General features: G+C 55.9%; 17 protein-coding genes. 11 read left to right on the top strand and 6 right to left on the bottom strand.

Features of this window, described 5'->3' with window-relative positions; translation table 11 throughout:
• The first annotated feature begins 160 nt into the window (after positions 1 to 160).
• Together gltX and lysS are read left to right on the top strand one after the other, a co-directional pair.
• Positions 161 to 1,615, top strand: a complete 1,455-nt coding sequence (gene gltX, locus ACIQT8_RS17075; RefSeq protein ID WP_138793414.1) for a glutamate--tRNA ligase — start codon at positions 161 to 163, stop codon at positions 1,613 to 1,615.
• A 19-nt stretch (positions 1,616 to 1,634) separates the two neighbouring features.
• Positions 1,635 to 3,134 (top strand): lysine--tRNA ligase, encoded by a 1,500-nt coding sequence (gene lysS / locus ACIQT8_RS17070; RefSeq protein WP_262528258.1) that lies wholly within the window; start codon positions 1,635 to 1,637, stop codon positions 3,132 to 3,134.
• Positions 3,135 to 3,263: 129 nt separating this feature from the next.
• Here lysS and ACIQT8_RS17065 read toward each other — a convergent pair whose 3' ends face one another.
• Positions 3,264 to 4,190 carry a hypothetical protein gene (locus ACIQT8_RS17065; RefSeq protein WP_400967474.1) on the bottom strand — a complete coding sequence of 309 codons (927 nt, stop codon included), beginning with the start codon at positions 4,188 to 4,190 and terminating at the stop codon, positions 3,264 to 3,266.
• Positions 4,191 to 4,471: 281 nt separating this feature from the next.
• Here ACIQT8_RS17065 and ACIQT8_RS17060 point away from each other — a divergent pair, with 281 nt between their 5' ends.
• The 5 genes from ACIQT8_RS17060 (at position 4,472) to ACIQT8_RS17040 (ending at position 8,275) form a co-directional block, all read left to right on the top strand.
• A complete protein-coding gene (locus ACIQT8_RS17060) occupies positions 4,472 to 5,362 on the top strand; it encodes a metal ABC transporter substrate-binding protein (protein WP_400967471.1) in 891 nt (296 codons plus the stop codon).
• The gene (locus ACIQT8_RS17055) at positions 5,359 to 6,300 is read left to right on the top strand and encodes a manganese/iron ABC transporter ATP-binding protein (RefSeq protein WP_400967468.1); all 942 of its coding nucleotides are present in this window, start codon (positions 5,359 to 5,361) and stop codon (positions 6,298 to 6,300) included. The genes ACIQT8_RS17060 and ACIQT8_RS17055 overlap by 4 nt, the downstream gene beginning before the upstream one ends.
• On the top strand, positions 6,281 to 7,141 hold the full coding sequence (locus tag ACIQT8_RS17050; RefSeq protein ID WP_400967465.1) for a metal ABC transporter permease: 861 nt from the start codon (positions 6,281 to 6,283) through the stop codon (positions 7,139 to 7,141). The genes ACIQT8_RS17055 and ACIQT8_RS17050 overlap by 20 nt, the downstream gene beginning before the upstream one ends.
• Complete coding sequence (locus ACIQT8_RS17045; RefSeq protein WP_400967462.1) at positions 7,138 to 7,992, top strand: metal ABC transporter permease; 855 nt, start codon at positions 7,138 to 7,140, stop codon at positions 7,990 to 7,992. Before ACIQT8_RS17050 ends, ACIQT8_RS17045 begins: the two co-directional genes overlap by 4 nt.
• A gap of 109 nt (positions 7,993 to 8,101) precedes the next feature.
• Complete coding sequence (locus tag ACIQT8_RS17040; protein ID WP_138793420.1) at positions 8,102 to 8,275, top strand: DUF1328 domain-containing protein; 174 nt, start codon at positions 8,102 to 8,104, stop codon at positions 8,273 to 8,275.
• Positions 8,276 to 8,345: 70 nt separating this feature from the next.
• Here the strand turns inward: ACIQT8_RS17040 and ACIQT8_RS17035 are convergent, their stop codons facing one another.
• The gene (locus tag ACIQT8_RS17035) at positions 8,346 to 9,077 is read right to left on the bottom strand and encodes an SDR family oxidoreductase (protein ID WP_138793421.1); all 732 of its coding nucleotides are present in this window, start codon (positions 9,075 to 9,077) and stop codon (positions 8,346 to 8,348) included.
• A 188-nt stretch (positions 9,078 to 9,265) separates the two neighbouring features.
• Here ACIQT8_RS17035 and ACIQT8_RS17030 point away from each other — a divergent pair, with 188 nt between their 5' ends.
• Complete coding sequence (locus ACIQT8_RS17030; protein WP_400967457.1) at positions 9,266 to 10,039, top strand: IclR family transcriptional regulator; 774 nt, start codon at positions 9,266 to 9,268, stop codon at positions 10,037 to 10,039.
• A 112-nt stretch (positions 10,040 to 10,151) separates the two neighbouring features.
• Here the strand turns inward: ACIQT8_RS17030 and tal are convergent, their stop codons facing one another.
• A complete protein-coding gene (tal, locus tag ACIQT8_RS17025) occupies positions 10,152 to 11,117 on the bottom strand; it encodes a transaldolase (RefSeq protein WP_400967454.1) in 966 nt (321 codons plus the stop codon).
• 219 nt (positions 11,118 to 11,336) lie between these two features.
• Between tal and ACIQT8_RS17020 the strand changes: the two genes are divergently transcribed.
• Positions 11,337 to 12,332: a sugar-binding transcriptional regulator gene (locus ACIQT8_RS17020; protein WP_400967452.1), complete on the top strand. Its 996-nt coding sequence runs from the start codon at positions 11,337 to 11,339 to the stop codon at positions 12,330 to 12,332.
• Positions 12,333 to 12,362: 30 nt separating this feature from the next.
• On the opposite strand, the gene ACIQT8_RS17015 is transcribed toward ACIQT8_RS17020, so the two are convergent.
• Together ACIQT8_RS17015 and ACIQT8_RS17010 are read right to left on the bottom strand one after the other, a co-directional pair.
• Positions 12,363 to 13,235, bottom strand: coding sequence for a methylated-DNA--[protein]-cysteine S-methyltransferase (locus ACIQT8_RS17015; protein WP_400967449.1), 873 nt, complete (start codon positions 13,233 to 13,235; stop codon positions 12,363 to 12,365).
• Between the two features lie 141 nt (positions 13,236 to 13,376).
• Positions 13,377 to 13,853, bottom strand: a complete 477-nt coding sequence (locus tag ACIQT8_RS17010) for a DUF2244 domain-containing protein (RefSeq protein WP_400967446.1) — start codon at positions 13,851 to 13,853, stop codon at positions 13,377 to 13,379.
• Positions 13,854 to 13,889: 36 nt separating this feature from the next.
• On the opposite strand from ACIQT8_RS17010, the gene nth reads away from it, so the two are divergent.
• Complete coding sequence (gene nth, locus ACIQT8_RS17005) at positions 13,890 to 14,672, top strand: endonuclease III (protein WP_400967443.1); 783 nt, start codon at positions 13,890 to 13,892, stop codon at positions 14,670 to 14,672.
• 54 nt (positions 14,673 to 14,726) lie between these two features.
• Here nth and ACIQT8_RS17000 read toward each other — a convergent pair whose 3' ends face one another.
• Positions 14,727 to 15,452, bottom strand: a complete 726-nt coding sequence (locus ACIQT8_RS17000; protein WP_138793428.1) for a sulfate transporter family protein — start codon at positions 15,450 to 15,452, stop codon at positions 14,727 to 14,729.
• 310 nt (positions 15,453 to 15,762) lie between these two features.
• On the opposite strand from ACIQT8_RS17000, the gene ACIQT8_RS16995 reads away from it, so the two are divergent.
• Positions 15,763 to 16,593 (top strand): MurR/RpiR family transcriptional regulator, encoded by an 831-nt coding sequence (locus ACIQT8_RS16995; RefSeq protein ID WP_400967439.1) that lies wholly within the window; start codon positions 15,763 to 15,765, stop codon positions 16,591 to 16,593.
• The last annotated feature ends 6 nt before the right edge of the window (positions 16,594 to 16,599 follow it).

Below are 16,599 nucleotides of genomic sequence, written 5' to 3'. Positions count from 1 at the left end.
GCCTGCAGCATAATATGGCCTAAGCCCAAGCCGAATGGGAAACTGCAAAATGCGCTTCATTGCGCCCGTTTGCAGCCGTTCCTGCCGCATTCAACGTAAATCTTGCTGATAACTGGGCAAAATCGCCCGTATCACAGTCACGTCACGACGAGTGAATTTCATGACCACTTCCGGCGTTCGCGTCCGCATTGCCCCTTCTCCCACAGGCGAACCGCATGTCGGCACCGCCTACATCGCCCTCTTCAACTATCTCTTCGCCCAGAAACACGGCGGCGAGTTCATTCTGCGCATCGAAGACACCGATGCAACGCGCTCTACGCGCGAGTATGAAGAGAAAGTGCTTGAAGCACTGAAATGGACCGGGTTGAAATGGTCTGAAGGTCCCGATGTCGGCGGTCCTTACGGCCCTTACCGCCAGTCTGAGCGCAAGGACATGTACTGGCCCTACGCACAGGACTTGCTCGACAAGGGCCATGCCTTCCGTTGCTTCTGCACACCGGAGCGCCTCGAACAGATGCGCGAAGGACAGCGTGCCGCCGGCAAGCCGCCAAAATATGACGGTCTCTGCCTCAGCTATAGTGCCGAAGAAGTGACAAAGCGCCTCGATGCGGGCGAAAGCTCCGTCGTGCGCATGAAAATCCCGACCGAAGGCTCCTGCGACTTCACAGATGGCGTATACGGCGATGTATCGATCCCGTGGGATGCCGTTGACATGCAAGTGCTGATCAAAGCCGACGGCATGCCAACCTATCACATGGCCAACGTCATCGACGACCATCTGATGAAGATCACCCATGTTGCCCGTGGCGAAGAATGGCTGGCCTCCGTGCCGAAACACATCCTGCTTTACCGTTATTTCGGTTGGCAGGAGCCGGTGTTCATGCATCTTTCCCTGATGCGCAATGCGGACAAGTCCAAGCTTTCCAAACGCAAGAACCCGACATCGATTTCATACTATTCAGCTCTCGGTTACCTGCCGGAAGCATTGATGAACTTCCTTGGTCTGTTCTTCATCCAGATTGCCGAGGGCGAAGAACTTCTGACCATGGACGAACTGGCGCAGAAGTTTGATCCGGACGCGCTCTCCAAGGCGGGTGCAATTTTCGACATCCAGAAGCTCGACTGGCTGAATGGCCGCTGGCTGCGCGAAAAGCTCACGCCGGAGGAATTCATTTCCCGTTCTCTGGAATGGGCGATGGAAAATCAGCGTTTGACCGAAGGTCTGAAGCTTTCCCAGAGCCGCATCTCAAGACTGGGTGAGTTGCCGAACCTTGCAGGTTTCCTGCTTTCCAGTGACGTCGGTCTCACGCCTCAGTCCTTCGCAGGTCTCAAGAGCAAGCCCGAAGAGATCCACGAAATCCTGACAACCGTCGCCGCTGATCTCGAAAAGATGCCTGACTGGAATGTTGAAGCGATCGAGGCCGAACTGCGCGATATCGCCGAACGTACGGGCAAGAAGCTGCGCGTCGTGACGCCGCCACTGTTCGTGGCCATGTCCGGTTCGTCGCGATCATTGCCATTGTTCGATTCCATGGCGCTGCTGGGCCGCTCTGTCGTCCGCCAGCGCCTCAAGATCGCGATTGCCGTCGTGGCCTCCATGGTCGGTGCAGCCTGAGTTTCGGAAAGACAAGATAATGAACGACAAGACGACAGAAACAACCGCCCTTTCCTCTGACGCCACTGAGGTCCGTCGCCAGAAGCTTGCACTGCTGCGTGAGCAGATCGGCGACGTCTACCCGGCGCACTTCCACCGGACGCTGACCAATGCGGAACTGGCGGAGAAATACGCAGATATTGAAGCGGACGTCGAAACCGGTGATACCGTCACCGTGGCTGGTCGCGTTTATTCCTCGCGTAACTCCGGGATGTTCATGGATATCCATGATGCCTCGGGCAAGGTGCAGATTTTCTCGCACAAAGATACGACCCCGGAATCTGCACGTGCGCTGCTGCCAATGATCGACATTGGTGACATCATCGGCGTGACCGGCAAGGTGCGCCGCACCAAGCGCGGTGAACTGACAATCAACGCCGAAGAAATCACCATGCTCACCAAGTCGCTGCTGCCCATGCCGGAGAAGTGGCATGGCGTCTCCGATATTGAGCTGCGCTACCGCAAGCGTCACCTCGACATTCTCTCCAACGAGGAATCCAAGCTTCGCTTCCAGCAGCGTTCGAAGATCGTGTCCGGCATCCGACGCTTCATGGAAGCCGAAGGCTTCCTCGAGGTCGAAACACCGATGCTGCAGACCGTCTACGGCGGCGCGACGGCCGATCCGTTCAAAACCTTCCACAACACGCTGAAGATGGACATGTACCTGCGCATTGCGCCGGAACTGTTCCTGAAGCGCACACTGGTTTCCGGCCTTTCGGACAAGGTGTTCGAAATCAACCGCAACTTCCGCAACGAAGGCGTTTCGACCCGTCACAATCCTGAATTCACGATGATGGAGTGCTACTGGGCCTACGCGGACTACGAGGACATTATGGGCCTTGTGGAGCGTCTGTTCGAAACCCTGGCCGTTGCAATCCACGGTACGACGGAAGTGGAATTCCAGGGCCAGACCATCTCCTTCAAGGGACCGTTCAAGCGCGTTCCGATGCCGGATGCCGTCAAGGAAGCGACTGGCATCGATTTCCTCGCCATCAAGACGGATGAGGAAGCCCGTGCCGCCGCCAAGGCTGCCGGTTTCGCCGTCGAGAAGGATTGGACCTGGGGCGAATGCCTTGCCTTCATCTTCGAAGAAAAGGTTGAGGGCACGCTGATCCAGCCGAGCCATGTCACCCATTTCCCGAAGGACATTTCGCCCTTTGCCAAGGAAGTGCCGGGCGAACCACGCCTCGTTGAGCGCTTCGAAAGCTATTGCAATGCCTGGGAAGTCGGCAACGCGTTCTCGGAACTTAACGATCCGGAAGAACAGCGTCGACGTATGGTCGAGCAACTCGAGCAAGCTCATGCACGTGGCGAGAAAGACAAACAGCTTGATGACGAGTTTCTTGACGCGATCGACCAGGGTATGCCGCCTGCGGGCGGTCTCGGCATCGGTGTCGACCGTCTTATCATGCTGCTGACCAACGCTCCGTCGATCCGCGACGTGATCCTGTTCCCAGCTCGCCGCAACAAAGCGGACTGAGAACCTCGCCGTTCAGCGGTCGATAATTTGACAGAAAACTAAGCCTCTCTCTGGAGAGGCTTTTTTATTGGCTCCGGGCGACGCGCGATATGCTGTGGGATGTTGACGGCGTCAAGACAGTGGCTGCCGTTAATGACCGGCCTTTTCCGGCGCGTCGTGTGATGCTTCCGCAACCGGTGCAACATGATCAGCGGATTTTTCTTCCGCTGCTTGCGCCGTTGTGGCGCCTTTTCCAAAAATCAGCGTCTTGATGTAGGCGAGGCTGAATATGCTCTCGCTTTCTGCAACGGGCGTGGAGGTCAAAAGCTCATCGCTGTCGGTTTCACCGTGCGCCTGTGGCGCAGGAGTTTCCCCGTGACCTTCAGATTTCGGTTCGTCATGGCCCGCCTCTGCTGGTGCCTCTCCGTGACCACCGCTGTCCTTCGCTTCGCCGTGGCCGGCGGGCTTTTTCGTACCATGTCCGGCGTCCTGCGCCTCGACCGGCGAATTACAATCAGCGGCATCTGTCAGGCTCGCCGCCATCTCCTCGGCATCTTCAAGCGGCAGATCGATACGCAGACCATAAAATTGGCCGCTCCCGTTTGCGGGACCATCATAATAATAGGCAGAATACCGCTGGCTCTCAGTACCTTCGGGAAGCTTCGTCTGGTCGGGTACAAAAACGACTTGCGCTGCGATTGCACGACCACGCATCTCAGAGCGCAGTTGTGGCCCATCCCTGTCGAGAACGGACACCTGGACAAGGTCAGGTTTCTGTTTGTCGTAGACGGCCTTTGCGACGCGCAGCGCCGTCTTCACGCGCTCTGTTCCGTCGCCACCTTGCGTGCGCACGAATTTCCGAACCCAAAGTGAGCCGTTTTTCTTAATGTTGACAGTCTGAACAACGTCGCAGGTCAACCCGTTGACGGAAGCATAGGACGGACCAAACAACCGTTCGCTGCCGATCAACACGGCAGCAGAACCGGTCGCGCCCGCAAGGAGCAGGATACCGCCTCCAATCAAAACGAGTTTGCGCGAAAACCGCATTCGTTTGAATACAGCCTTCACACGCGACATCCCGACATTCATTACCCCGTCAATCGCCCTCGTCCCGGGCGGTGGCTCGACGAAGGAGGAACACACGCGGGACGCAAAATGCCGACGGCGAATCGTGCCTCAGCCATCCGATACTGACCTCTTCTCCTTGAAAAAAGTTTAATTGCCGGGGCGGCGTCGGGGCAAAAATGCGTCGTTTCCGGACATTCATAAATTGCGAATGATTTGCAATAGCATTGACAAGGCTGTTTTTATGCCAGATGGTGTTGCGAATTAATCGCAACAAGTGATCGGTGAATGACGTGACGTTTCAAATTATCAGGCATGCTGTTTTCGCTCTCGCACTTTCTCTGCCCGGCGCAGCTCTTGCCGCCGAAAAACCAACGGTGGTTACCACCTTCACGATCATTGCCGATATGGCACGCAATGTTGCAGGCGACGCAGCCGATGTCGAAAGCATCACCAAACCCGGTGCTGAGATTCACAACTATCAGCCGACACCACGGGATATTCTGAAAGCCCGCAAAGCCGACCTCGTGTTGCGCAACGGGCTAAATCTGGAATTGTGGTTCGAAAAATTCCTCGCCAACCTTTCCGGCGTTCCGAGCGTCACAGTTACGGATGGCATCGAGCCGATGTCGATCAGTGGCGGCGCTTATGAGGGTAAGCCGAACCCGCACGCCTGGATGTCGCCGGATAACGCATTGATCTACGTTGAAAATATCCGAAAGGGCCTGACCGAGATCGACCCTGCCAATGCTCAGGTTTACGCAACCAACGCAAAAACCTACTCCGACAAGATCAGAGCGACCATCGAGCCAATCCGTGAAGAGCTTTCTTCTCTGCCTGAAGACAAGCGCTGGCTGGTTACAAGCGAGGGCGCTTTTTCGTACCTCGCCCGTGATTTCGGCCTGAAGGAACTTTATCTCTGGCCGGTCAATGCCGATAGCCAAGGCACGCCACAACAGGTTCGCGGCGTTATCGACGCGATGCGCGAACACGCCATTCACGTCATCTTCAGCGAGAGCACGGTGTCCGCCGATCCAGCCAAACAAGTGGCCAAAGAAACCGGTGCCACCTACGGGGGCCTGCTTTACGTCGACTCGTTGAGCGAGGCCGACGGCCCCGTTCCGACCTATCTCGATCTTCTGCGGGTAACGAGCGACACCATTGCCAAAGGCCTGTCATCATGAGGATGGGAAACAAGCGTAATGACGGCGGCCTTTCCGTTCAAAATGCGACGGTAACCTATCGTAACGGCCATACCGCGTTAAGGAATGCCAACTTTTCCATTCCACGCGGCACGATCACCGCGCTGGTCGGCGTTAATGGTGCGGGCAAGTCGACGATCTTCAAGGCGATCATGGGTTTCGTACCCCTGGCAGCCGGCGAGGTATCGATTTTTGACCAGCCAGTTCGCGACGCGCTCCGAAAAAATCTCGTTGCCTATGTACCGCAGGCAGAGGAAGTCGACTGGAGCTTCCCGGTGCTGGTGGAAGACGTGGTGATGATGGGCCGCTATGGCCACATGAACTTCTTGCGTATCCCATCCCGGCGCGACCACCAGATGGTTGAAGAGGCGCTGACACGCGTCAACATGCTGGACTACCGCAAGCGTCAAATCGGTGAGCTTTCCGGCGGTCAGAAAAAGCGGGTCTTTCTGGCCCGAGCGCTCGCGCAGGAAGGCCAGGTCATTCTTCTCGATGAGCCCTTTACCGGTGTCGACGTTACAACAGAAGAACAGATCATCGCCCTCTTGAAGGCATTGCGCGATGAAGGGCGGATCATGCTGGTTTCCACCCATAATCTGGGCAGTGTTCCTGAGTTCTGTGATCGCGCCGTATTTGTGAAGGGTACGGTGCTGGCATCTGGCAAGACGGCAGATACCTTTACCGAGGAGAACCTTCAGAAAGCCTTTGGCGGAAGCCTGCGGCATTTCATACTCGGAGGCAAAGACCTGCACGACGATGCCGATCCGCGTCGTCTGAAAGTCATTACCGATGATGAACGGCCTTTCGTGATCTATGGCAAGAATGGGAGTAACGGCGAGAAGACGTCAGATCGCAACCCAGGAGACAGAACACCAAGTGACAGTACAATGGAGAAGAGTGATGATCGACACTCTTCTTGAGCCATTTACATATGGCTACATGCTGAACGCCATCTGGGTCAGCGCGCTTGTGGGCGGGGTATGTGGTTTTCTGTCCGCCTATCTGATGCTGAAAGGCTGGTCGTTGATTGGTGACGCTCTCTCACACGCCATCGTCCCGGGTGTAGCAGGCGCTTATATGCTCGGCCTTCCCTTTTCGCTTGGCGCATTTTTGTCAGGTGGACTGGCGGCTGGCGCCATGCTGTTTTTAAACCAGAAGACGCGCCTGAAAGAAGATGCGATCATCGGGTTGATTTTTACATCGTTTTTCGGCCTTGGCCTGTTCATGGTGTCGCTCTCGCCAACCTCCATCAACATTCAGACCATTGTTCTCGGCAACATCCTCGCAATCACGGCCGAGGATACACTTCAGCTTGCATTGATCGGCGGCATCAGTCTTTTGGTTCTCGCACTCAAATGGCGGGATTTCATGGTTGTATTCTTCGATGAAAATCACGCCCGCACCATTGGGCTGCGACCTGAAATCCTTAAGGTCATATTCTTCACGCTTCTTGCAGCCTCTACCGTTGCCGCATTACAGACTGTCGGTGCGTTTCTGGTTGTTGCAATGGTTGTCACCCCTGGCGCCACCGCCTACCTCCTGACCGATCGCTTCGAACGGTTGATCCTGATGAGCCTCATCATCGGCGCGGCAACAAGTTTCACCGGTGCCTATCTCAGCTACTTCCTGAATGGCGCAACCGGCGGCGTCATCGTCGTGCTTCAAACCGCTATATTCCTCACCGCCTTTGTCTTCGCTCCCAAGCATGGGCTCCTCGCAGCAAGGGCAAGAGCCCGGGAAGCGCTGGAGGACGTGCAATGAGCGAATATCTCGAGCTGGCGATCCTTCCGTTCCAGCTACCCTTCATGCAATACGCGTTCATCATCACCCTGATGATCGCAATACCCATGGCGATGCTGTCTTGCCTTCTCGTTCTGAAGGGCTGGTCATTAATGGGAGACGCGGTCTCGCACGCCGTCCTTCCCGGCGTGGTCATCGCCTATATTGTTGGTATTCCGCTTTCCATCGGCGCTTTCATCGCCGGCATGATTTGTGCTCTCGGCACCGGCTTCATCAAGGAAAACAGTCGCATCAAGGAAGATACCGTGCTCGGGATTGTTTTTTCCGGCATGTTTGGTCTCGGCCTGGTGCTCTACGTGAAAGTTCAGAGCGACGTCCATCTCGATCATATTCTTTTTGGTGACATGCTCGGAATTTCTGTCGCAGACATGATCGAAACGGGTGTGATTGCGCTCCTCGCCACCTTGTTTCTGGGGGTTCTGCGCAAGGACCTGCTGGTCAACGCCTTCGATGCGCAACATGCAAGAGCGATTGGTCTCCCCGTCCGTCTGCTACACTACGGTCTGCTGATGGTTCTTTCCCTGACTGTGGTGGGAGCATTGAAAGCCGTCGGCATCATCCTGTCGGTCGCCATGCTCGTTGCCCCGGGCGCAATCGCCTTTTTGCTCACCAGACGGTTTGCTTCCATGCTGCTGGTGGCCATTTCGGTCGCGGTTGTCGCATCGTTTGCAGGAATATGGCTGAGCTTCCTGATTGACAGCGCGCCTGCACCGACAATCGTCCTTTTCATGAGCCTGTTTTTCGTTGCGACCTTCATTCGCACGACGATCAAGGCTCGACAGACAGATCTGGAAAATCGGCAGATGAATTAATCGAACCTTTTTTCGTAAGTCGCGGAACATTTTCGCCTTTTGCGCGTCAATTCCACGGGCCTTCGGCAAAGTTGCAGGCCCGGCAAACCTGAGCGAAAGGTGAGACGCCATGCTGAAATGGGCCCTTATTTTCTTTATTATTTCTCTCGTCGCGGGCGTTTTCGGTTTTACCGGCATCTCCGCTGCGGCTGCGGGCGTTGCACGCATCCTGTTCTTTATCGCTGTGGTGATCTTCCTGGTGTTCTTGGTGCTCGCCCTGATGGCTGGCAGCGCCGTGGTTTAACCGGACACTGCAATTAAAAAAGCGACCGGCATAGGCCGGTCGCTTCTCCTCTCTCCCGTATAACTTTTAGTCAGCCGGTCCAACCGCCGTCAATGACATGGGCTTGGCCTGTCGTGAAACCAGCCTCGTCTGACGCAAGATAGGTGACAAGTGCAGCGATTTCTTCTGCAGTCGCAATCCGTCCCATCGGCTGGCGCGCGATGAAGTCGGCAAGGGCCTGTTCATAGTTACCCGTGGCGCGCAGACGATCGTGCAGCGACGGGCTGTCAACAGTGCCGGGGCAGATCGCATTACATCTGACGCCCTTGGTGACATAGTCGGCAGCGATCGCCTTCGTAAGCCCAATGACGGCAGCCTTGGACGCGGTATAGGCAAAACGGTTGGGAACGCCTTTCACGCTGGACGCAACTGACGACATATTCACGATCGCACCCTTACCCTTTGCCAACATACCGGGAAGGAAAGCACGGCACGTCCGGTACATGGCCTTGGCATTAAGATCGAAGGAGAAATCCCAGTCCTTTTCCTCGCAGTCGAGGATGGTTCCTGCGTGGACAAACCCGGCGCAGTTAAACAGGACATCCGCCGTGCCGACCTCAGCAGCAAAAGCCTTGACCGCATCACCGTCCAACACGTTCAGGACGCGGGTTTCTGCGCCTTTCAGCGTCGAGAGGGCCTGCTCGTTTATATCTGTCGCAATGACGCGACCGCCGAGTGAAACAAAACGTTCGGCCGCTGCGCGACCGATGCCCTGACCAGCCGCGGTAATGACCACTGTCCGGCCGCTAAAATCCTGCACCATGAAAACCTCCACTTTGGCCAGCGCGTATGGTCACTGGCCGCAAATCCGCTTGATCTCAAATATGGATCGACAATTCATATGTAAACGGGGTATTCATATGCCGTCAAGCAAACAAGCGCGACCCACCGGGATCGTCAGGTGTGTTTGCTGTTATCATGTACCATTCACCGAGACACGATCGAGGCCAGATGACCGAAGAGGACAGCGAAAGGTATCGCGCACCCGCGCTCGACAAGGGGCTCGACATTCTCGAGCTGCTGGCGCGTACCGATGGTGGATTGACGCAGATCGAAATCGCCAAGGCGATCGGCAAAAGCCCTAACGAATTCTACCGTATGCTGGACCGCCTGGTGCGACGCGGATATGTTCAGCGTCAGGAGGGTGACCGCTTTTCTCTGACGCTGAAACTGTTCGGTCTGGCACATTTCCACGCACCCGTCCGGCGACTGGTTTCATTCGCCGCTCCCCTCATGCGCGACTTTTCCCAGAAAGCGGGCCAGGCCTGCCACCTCGCCGTCTATGACCGCGGCAGCGTGGTGGTGATCGCTCAACAGGAATCGTCTACCTATTGGGCCATGTCGATACGCGTCGGCGCACAAATGAGCCTCTTTCATACGGGATCAGGGCTCGTTCTGCTCGCATTCCAGACGCAAGGCCAGCGAGACATCATGATCGCCGAGCAATTGCGAGGTGGAAGAGAGGCCATGCCTGAAGACCTTAAGGAACGGCTCCTCTGGATACGGGATAGCGGTTATGAATCCATGGATAGCTTGCAGACTGCGGGGGTGCGGAATATTTCTGCTCCCGTCCTGACACTCGACGGGACCGCTCTTGCGGTCGTGACGTGCCCCTATATCACCACGCTCGGCGGCCCTGCTCCCTCCAGAGAGGATTGCGAAGCGCTGATAAGAGACACGGCAAGGCGGATTTCCGAAGTGGTCGCGGGCGAACAAGGCACCTGACGGCCACACAATAAAAAGAAGGCGCAACCGGCAGGGGTCCGGCAGCGCCTTCAATGACTGGAGATTTATAAGGGAGAAACGCTTTAACGAGGCAAAGCGTTCCCTTTTTTGATCAGGCTGCAGCCAAAGCCAGTTCCTTGCGGACCATCTCGCGCAGCGTCACGAGATCCTTGGCGAACAGACGGATACCCTCCGAAAGCTTTTCGGTGGCCATTGCATCTTCGTTCAGCGCCCAGCGGAATGCCTTCTCGTCGAGAGACTTAAATGGCTCCGGCTTGATGTTTTCAGGCGAGAGCTTGCGCTCCAGCGTACCGTTATCCTTATCCAGCTCTTCGAGCAGGGCCGGGCTGATCGTCAGACGATCGCAACCGGCAAGCGCTTCAATTTCGCCGACGTTACGGAAAGAGGCACCCATGACGACGGTCTTGATGTCGTTGGCCTTGTAGTAGTTGTAGATGCTGCGAACAGAAACAACACCCGGATCGGTTTCAGCCGTGTAATTTTCACCGGTCGACTTCTTGTACCAGTCGAGGATACGGCCAACGAACGGGGAGATCAGGAATGCCTTCGCTTCAGCGCAGGCGATCGCCTGGGCTTGGGAGAAGAGAAGCGTCAGGTTGCAGTCAATGCCTTCGGACTGAAGGACTTCAGCAGCCTTGATCCCTTCCCACGTGGAAGCAAGCTTGATGAGGATACGTTCGCGCTCGATGCCGCGCTCCTTGTAGGCCGCAATGATCTGACGCGCCTTGGCAATGGAGGCTTCGGTATCGAATGACAGGTCAGCGTCGACTTCCGTCGAAACGCGTCCAGGCACGAGCCCGGCAAGAGCGGCGCCGACAGAGATGGCGAGACGGTCAGCAACGGCGCCAACAACAGCGTCGGATTGTCCGCCCTGCTTGCGACCCCATGCAACGGCTTCTTTTACCGCGTCCGCAAAGACCGGTGTACCCAAAGCCTTCAAAACGATGGTCGGGTTTGTGGTGCAGTCGACCGGCTTCAGGCGGGCAACAGCTTCAATGTCGCCGGTATCGGCAACAACGGTGGTGATGGCGCGGAGTTGTTCGAGTTTAGACGTCATACCGAGTGATCCTTCATGATCTTTCTAAGACTGATTCAGCCGTCTTTTCGTTCCCGCACTTATGTGCGCCCAAGGCCGAAACCACGGTTCTTTCCGGTCTCGACTATCGCAAGCTGCGGGGCCGGAAGTCAAGACATTTGCGCATCGCAATTGACATAAGTTTCACGCCTGCGATACTCGCCCCCTATCCCATACCCAGTACAGACAATGGCGGAAACCGTGGCGAAACTGAGAAGAGAAACCCATACAGCCTACTCGGAAGCCGCTTCCCTACGCCTTCGTGCTGCGTGGCTCTATTATAATCAGGGAATGACGCAAAAGGATGTCGCGGAAAGGCTCGGTATCAGCCGTTCCACAGTCATCCGGTTGCTTGACGAGGCTATGAAGCGATCTGAGGTTCAGATCTGGATCAATGAAGGCATTGAAGACTTCGTAGGTCTCGCGAGCAACCTGGAGGCGGCATATGGTCTCGATGAGGCGGTCATCGTCCCCTCCTCCGGCAAGGCGACGGCAGACGGCACGGCAAAATCCGTAGGACTTGCGCTCGGACAGTTTCTCTCTGAAGTCGTGCCGAACGATGCCACGATCGGCGTCGGCTGGGGCCGAACGATGACGGCCTCGCTTTCGAGCTTTCGCCCACCACGTCGTGAAAATTGCAAAGTGGTCTCACTCCTTGGCGGCATCGTTGCCGTGCACCAGACAAACCCGCTGGACTATACCTGGCGGCTGGCAAGCGCTCTCGGAGCCGAATGTTACATGTTCCTGGCACCGCTTCTGGTCGATTCCGTCGCGACCAAACGGGCACTGATCGAAAAATGCGGCCTTGCGACGCTCTACGATCTTGCCGAAACCCTTGACCTCGCGATCGTCTCCTGCGGTGACATCGGGCCCCATTCGACCTCGCTTTCCGAAGGTTTCATCTCGAGGGAGACGTTGCAGGAACTGATCGACGCTGGCTGCGTCTGCGACACCATGTTCAATTTTATCGACGCAGAAGGTCGCTCTGTCGACCACCCGATCAATGAACGCGCCATGGCGATCGATCTCGACACCCTGCGCAAGGCAAAACACATCGTGCTTGCGTCAGGTGGCGCACACCGAGCCATCGCCATTCGCGCAACGATAAAACGCATCGGATGCAACACGTTGATTACGGATGAGGCAGCTGCAACAGCCCTTCTTCAGCTCGCACAGTCCACCCCCACCCCCGCTTAGAGACTGGCACGTCGAAACGGCAGCATTTGATCACACCTTGCCCGTTTCCCAGCCAAGCATTGCGCGCTTACGCGTCAGCCCCCAATGGTAACCAGTAAGTGCGCCACTTTTGCCAACGGCGCGATGGCACGGCACCACGAAGGAAACAGGGTTGGCACCAACCGCGGCCCCAACAGCGCGAGAGGCTGCCGGCTGACCGATATCGCAAGCGATATCCGAGTAAGTAACTGCGCGACCCATGGGTATCTTAAGTAAGCTTTCCCATACACGAACCTGAAAATCGGTCCCAAGCAGCACAACACGCAGTGGGCGGTCGGCATTCCACAATGCTGGCTCGAAGATACGGACGGCGTAAGGCGCTGTCGCCTCGCGATCCTCGACGTACTCCGCATTTGGCCAGCGACGCGCCATATCTTCAAAACAGGCACGTTCTTCGCCGGGATCAGCGAAGGCACAGCCCGCAAGCCCACGCTCGGTAATCATCACGAGGGCAAGACCAAATGGCGACGCATGGAATCCGAAACGGATCGTCAATCCGTTACCTTTAGCCTTCCACTCTCCCGGCGACATGGCCTCATGGGTGACGAACAGATCGTGCAGGCGCCCAGGGCCCGACATGCCGACTTCAATCGAGGTTTCGAGAAGCGGTAAATCTTCTTCTCTCAACAGTCGTTTGGCGTGATCAAGCGTTACAGCTTGCAGGAATGCTTTTGGGGAAAGACCAGCCCAACGCGTGAACGTTTTCTGTAATTGCGTTGGCGATTGACCAAGTTTTGCGGCGATATGGTCCAGTGACGGCTGATCGCGATAATCCAGCGTCAGGATTTCAATCACCTGACGTACGGTTTCGTAATCCGACCCGACCGGAGTGATATCTTCTTTCAACGTGATATTGGCGTTCATCGCTTGTCTCCTTGGCCGACAAGAAAACCATGCAATTGCCCGTCTCTCCACCCGTTTCTTGCCGAACAGCCTCGCAAGACACCACGACTGTGGAAAACCCGTCGCATCCGCCTCCACGAAAACCGTGGCTCACCATCAAATCTAACGGCGGGCTTTTGCCAGCGCATTGCCGAAGGCCTTGGCGAAACTCTCACGATCATCGGGGTTGAGAAATGAGCCTATATCGGTTGCTTTCCCTTCGCCCGTGACATGCATCGAAAGAATGCCAATCTCTTCATGTCGCCGTACACGAAAACGCGCCCAGAATGGATTGAAGCGATGCTCAATCATGCGACCGGCAGGTGAGAACTTCCGAATGGACAGGCTGGAGCGTGAGACACTGACTTCCTCACGTGCGTCGGCAGCCCGATAATTGGCGCGGAAAGCCCAATAGAGCAGGAGAAAATCAACGCCGAAAAACAGTCCAACCGGCCAGGCACCTGTCGTCAGAAAGAAAATGCCGTAGACGAAACAAACAAGGCCAGACACTGCAAGCAACAACCGGAACCCCTTGCGTCCGAGTGATCGGTACGGGACAAGTTCAGCAGCGAAAATCGGCTTGTCTTCAGGCGTATCCACGTTGTTTCCTCAAGGGCCTCTGGATATAGATGACCCATGAAAGTTGCCAGAAAACGATCCAGCACCCAAACGCCTAAAAAGTCAAATGCGGCTGCAAGCCGCAATTCTCGGCGCGTGAAAACGCTCTACTCAAAAGAAGAGCTGACCGAAATCTTCCGCCGCTTTTCAATCCAGCGGCCGGAGCCGAAAGGTGAGTTGGAACATACCAATCCATTCACGTTGCTGGTCGCAGTGGCTCTGTCGGCGCAAGCAACCGATGTTGGGGTCAACCGTGCAACACGCGCCTTGTTCAAGATTGCCGACACGCCAGAGAAAATGCTTGAACTTGGCGAAGAGCGGCTTATCGACCATATCAAAACCATCGGGCTTTACCGCAACAAGGCCAAGAACGTCATTGCTCTGTCTCGGATGCTGATCGACAACTATGGTGGTTCTGTACCCAAAAGCCGCGATGAATTGGTGACGCTGCCCGGCGTTGGTCGCAAGACTGCCAATGTCGTTATGTCCATGGCCTTCGGCATCCCCACGCTTGCTGTGGACACCCATGTCTTTCGTATTGCCAACCGGCTCTGTCTTGCGCCGGGGAAAACCCCGGACGAAGTTGAGGACCGGCTGGTAAGGATCATTCCAGAACCCTACCTGTTCCACGCCCATCACTGGCTGATCCTGCACGGACGATATTGCTGCAAGGCACGCAAGCCGGAATGCGAAAGATGCGTGATCGCCGATATTTGCAAGTCACCGGAAAAGACCTTCGACATCCCTGCTCCACTCGTTGAGCTGCCGGCCCAGCTTTTCGGCGCATCCAGTGGCGAATGAGGCGACACAACAAAAGGAAGGCCGCGTCTCGCGACGAGACGTCAAAGGCCCCGGCTACCTTGCAAAAATAGATCCCGTTCGTCTTGTTGGGGACGTCACAGCTTTATGAAGATGAACCATCATTGAGGCAGCGAAAAGCGGCGTCAGCAGGTTAAGGAACGGCACCGCCAGAAATCCGGCAATCACCATCCCGGCCATGAGGACGGTCGTCCGATGTTTGGCGCGCAGAGCCCTTGCTTCTGCCGGTGGGTGAAACCGCATGGCTGCGAATTCGAAGAATTCCCGTCCGAGAAGATAACCGTTCACCAGGAAGAACGCGATGAGATTGACGCCTGGGACCAGCAGGAGGAATAATGCAACGATGTTACCGGCAATAATGACTCCGAAGAACTTGACCGACGACAGCATCGCTTCGCCCAGCGGCAACGCATGGCCTGGCCGATCATCCGGATAATCTCTCTTCTCGACAACCTCAGCAACATCGTCGAGAAACAGTCCCGCGATAATGGCCGTTACCGGCGATATCAAAAGCGCGAGCGCAAGGGCCAGCCCAATACCCGCCAGAATGGCGAAAACAAAGGTAAGCCATCCGGCCCAATCGGGGATACCGGGAATCAGCGTATCCACCCAGGGTAGAGCGAAATAGATAAAGACGGATCGGATGGTAAACCAGAGCGCAACCAGCACCAGAAGGGTGATCCCAAGCACCTTCCAAAAGACGGATCGCGTTTCGGCAGCGAAAAGATTGCCAAAAGCCCGCCTTGCAGCATCCAGTATCATTAATTGCTCCCGATCTGGGCGTCACAAGCCCCATTTCATCCAAAACAACAGATAGGAAAGCCCGTCGTCTTCAACAAGGAGAACACCGAACGGCAAGCCTTCGAAATAAAATCGAGGATGGAATTTTGCTTGAATAAAAGCCCCCGCTAAAATATAATAAACAACCCATAATAAATTATATTTCGGTCCACGGGAGGACATGACCGAAACAGCTAGCTCGTCACCATGAAATAGCGTCCTGTCCGGCTTTTCCAGTCGGCAGCCTTACAAACATAACATCGTCCATTAAACACGAATGAATGAGGCGTTGGTGGAAAAGCTGCTACTCAATTTGACACGTGCCATGAAAGGCGGGACACCGTCCGAACGCAAGATCGCCAAATATCTGATCGAGCACCTGGACGAATTACCCTTTGAAACGGCCGCAACGCTCGCCGCCAAACTCGGCTTGAGCCCCATGACAGTCGGTCGCTTTCTGCGATCGCTCGGATATCGCCAGTTCAGCGACATCCGCGCCGATCTCAGGCAAGCGGAGGAAACGGCTGGCGCTGAGCGTGTCCCGACAAAGGAAAATGAACAAAGCCATACGAACCCATTTTCTCAATTGTTACTGCAACAAATACAGGCCGTTCAGACCGCTTTCGACATGACATCGCAACCGGTCTGGCGACTTGCCATGAACGAGATTGCAGCCGCGCCTCAGGTCTTTCTTGCTCCCTCATCAGAAGGGTCAGGCGCCGGCCGATATTTCCATGGACGCATGCTGGAATATCGCAAAAACGTTCATTACCTCAGCAGCGACAGTTCTGCCTACGTGTCAGTGTGGGATTCCGACCCACGCAGCACCCTGCTCATCATGATGGATGGCGGCGGCAACCTGGCAACATTGCAGCGGCTTTCAACCACCGCACGCAAAAGCGGATATCGAACGCTGCTGATTACGACCCGCTTCTATGAGTGGGGTCCGGAAAGCGCCGACATCTGTCTCGCCATGCCGCTTGTTCCAAGTGGCGGACAAGGTCTGCTTCAACTCGTTTCATTGATGGAGTTTGCACTGTGCACATTGGCGGCAAACGCCGACGAGGTGTGCAAGGCCCGGCTGAAAAACCTGACGAGCCTGAAGCGCGCGCTCAGCGCCTGACCGTGG

Source organism: Agrobacterium sp. NPDC090273 (assembly GCF_044772305.1).
In the GTDB taxonomy this organism is placed as follows: domain Bacteria; phylum Pseudomonadota; class Alphaproteobacteria; order Rhizobiales; family Rhizobiaceae; genus Agrobacterium.
This window is presented reverse-complemented; position numbering and strand designations above follow the sequence as displayed.